Origin of the sequence: Achromobacter sp., from assembly GCF_036567245.1 — a bacterium.
In the GTDB taxonomy this organism is placed as follows: Bacteria; Pseudomonadota; Gammaproteobacteria; order Burkholderiales; family Burkholderiaceae_B; genus Achromobacter.
The window spans coordinates 1-2,730 of record NZ_DATCUY010000703.1 but is presented as its reverse complement, the minus strand read 5'-3'; the positions used below and the strand labels follow the sequence as shown (position 1 = coordinate 2,730).

At 61.9% G+C, this 2,730-nt stretch carries 1 protein-coding gene and 3 pseudogenes; 3 read left to right on the top strand and 1 reads right to left on the bottom strand.

Features of this window, described 5'->3' with window-relative positions; translation table 11 throughout:
• The 3 pseudogenes from VIR09_RS30410 to VIR09_RS30400 form a co-directional block, all read left to right on the top strand.
• Nucleotides 1-282, top strand: a pseudogene (locus VIR09_RS30410) (chromosome partitioning protein ParB); the annotation flags it as partial.
• Between the two features lie 87 nt (nucleotides 283-369).
• A pseudogene (locus VIR09_RS30405) lies at nucleotides 370-1,314 on the top strand (IS481 family transposase); the annotation flags it as partial.
• A gap of 1 nt (nucleotide 1,315) precedes the next feature.
• Nucleotides 1,316-1,870, top strand: a pseudogene (locus tag VIR09_RS30400) (chromosome partitioning protein ParB); the annotation flags it as partial.
• 171 nt (nucleotides 1,871-2,041) lie between these two features.
• Here the strand turns inward: VIR09_RS30400 and VIR09_RS30395 are convergent.
• Nucleotides 2,042-2,730 (bottom strand): hypothetical protein (locus VIR09_RS30395; RefSeq protein ID WP_332016255.1); only part of this gene is annotated, 689 nt, incomplete at its 5' end.

Sequence of the window (2,730 nt, the reverse complement as noted above, 5' to 3'; positions counted from 1 at the left end):
CTGCTGCGCGAAGCCGAAGCCAAGGCGCTGCGCACGCTGGAACGCTTGCGGCAGGGTTTCGGCAGCGCGGAAGGCGAAGCCGGGAACGACGACGAAGGCGAGGACGCCGAGCCGCCCAAGGCCGCGAGCCTGTCCGACCGGCTGGCGCAGCGGTTGAGCGCGCACCGCACCGCCGCGCTGCAAATCGAAGTCGCCCGGCATCCGCAAGTCGCGCTGGCCGCGCTGGTGCATGGCATGGTGCAGACCGTCTTGCAGGACAGCCACTACGGCCACGACCTGCCACAGGTGTGATCTCTCAGTAGGTTGTTCATCCGGGGCATCTCTGGAAGATGGGGGTTACGAAGCCAACCCAGCCCCCAGGAGCCCCGGATGAACCTGCATAAACATGCCCGTCTTACGCCTCGCGGTCGAGCCCTGCTCGTGCGGCGGGTGGTCGATGAAGGGCTTCGGATCGAAGAAGCCGCCCACGCCGCGGGCGTTAGCGTCCGGACCGCCTACAAGTGGCTGCGTCGCTTCCGGGAGGAAGGCGTCGAAGGACTGGTGGATCGGTCGTCGCGGCCGACGCATTGCCCCCATGCCACCCCACCGGCTGTGGTCGCGCAACTGATCGAGCGCCGCCGGGCGCGGCAGACGTATCGCGAGATCGCCATGGCGCTGGATGTCGCGCCAAGCACGACCGCCAGACTGCTCCGGCGTGCCGGGCTGCATCGCTTGGCGGAGCTGGAGCCGGCACGTCCGGACAACCGCTACGAACACGCCGCGCCGGGCGACATGCTGCATCTGGACATCAAGAAATTGGGCCGCTTCTGGCGTCCCGGACATCGCGTGACCGGCGACCGGGCCGGCGCATCCGATGGCGCGGGATGGGAGTTCGTCCATCTGGCTATCGACGATCACTCACGGGTCGCGTTCGGCACGATCGAACCCGATGAGCGCGGCTCGAGCGCCTGCCGCGCCCTGCTGAGCGCCGTGCGCTATTACCGCTCCTTGGGCGTGCGCTTCCAGCGCGTCCTGACCGACAACGGGGCCTGCTACAAATCCCGCCGCTTCCGCCGGCTCATCACGCGCCTTGGCCTTCGCCACAAGCGAACCCGGCCCTACACCCCGCGAACCAACGGCAAAGCCGAACGACTGGTCCAGACGGTCCTTCGGGAATGGGCCTACGCCAGGTCCTATGAAAGCTCGACCCAGCGCGCCGAGGCCCTCCCGCGGTGGCTGCATCACTACAACTGGCATCGACCCCATGCCAGCGTCGGCTACCAGCCGCCTGTTAGCCGGCTGTCATTGCCACTGAACAACGTGGTGGGTTTACACAGGCGTGAGCATGAAAGTGCAAGACCGGCTGGAAGGCATGGCCCCGGACTGGCCGGAATCGCCCGCCGCCGTGGCGCTGCGTGAACTGCAACAGGTGGCGGGTGAAGCCTTGCCGGAGGACAGCGCCGAACTGTTCGCCGCGCTGCTGGCGAAGCCGCAGGATGAACTGGTGCGCCTGTTGGCCGTGTGCGTGGCGTCCACGGTGGACGTGGTGACGCCCCGCGCTATAGCACAGCAGCCGGGCGCGGAACTGGCGCAGGCCGTGAGGCTGGACATGGCGGCATGGTGGAAGCCGACCGCAGACGGCTACTTCCAGCATGTACCGAAGGCCGCGATTCTGGAAGCCGTTGAGCAGTACGCCCCGGCACACATCACCCGGCTGGCGAAGTTGAAGAAAGGCGACATTGCCAGCGAAGCCGAACGGCTGGCGAACGGTACGAGCTGGATGCCTGCTATCTTCAAGGCTGAAACGTCGGAAACCATGCAGGAGCAAGACAACGCCCCGGCGGATGCCGAAGCAATGGCGGATGAACTCACGCAGGCGCTGGCCGCTTGAACTTTGCGGAAGGTAAGCGCCTCGGCCACAACCGGGGCGCTTCGCTTTGTGCGATTCATCAAGGCGCAGGAATAACGCGGTCAGCAAGCACAGCGCCCAGGCCGTTCCGTCCTGGGCGCTGTGAAAAGCAAATCCGGGCGCGTCGGTGTCCGCGCCCGGATTTAAAACGAGTTATTGCTGAGAATTCGGAGTGTCAGATTGCGCATTCTTTGAAGAATGAGCCTCTTGTTCTCTTTGCCACTGACGACGCATCCGATTCGCTTCTCGACGCTCATGCAGCCTATCAAAACCGCTAAACACATCTACCTTTGTGCGTTTTTTCCCTTTGGCAACCGGACTCCAGTTTTCCTCAATTTTCTTGATGTGTTTGGCGATCTCAACCAATGGCTCATCTCCGAGACGACTGACTCCCTCATGGTCGAGCATACTTAAGGTATATGAATTTTTCTGACGCTGTTGGCTGGACGCATCACGCTTCCAGCTAATGTCAACTTCGTAGGTCTTGCCCTTCAGTTTTCCGAATTCAGACAAATAACTCACCATGCCTTGACCGGGTTTGAGGACACTTATTTTCTGGAATGGGATTTCGACCCGGTCTCCGCGTGCCTCCCCATTTTCTAGTGGAGGATCGAAGGCGATAGAAATGTCATATGCTGTCGCATTTCCGGTGTTGTCGATGTGAATATCAAAATGCCGCATTGACCACCGATTGGGAGTGAGTGTCACGACGACATGTGGTTGAGCTGCGGCTTCAGCCATCCTTGTCGTTTCATGCGCAAGAGTCTTGGTTACGCGCCATAGAAAAAAAGTTGCGACAGCGGTAACTATCGTTCCTAGGACACCGCCAACGGCAATAACAG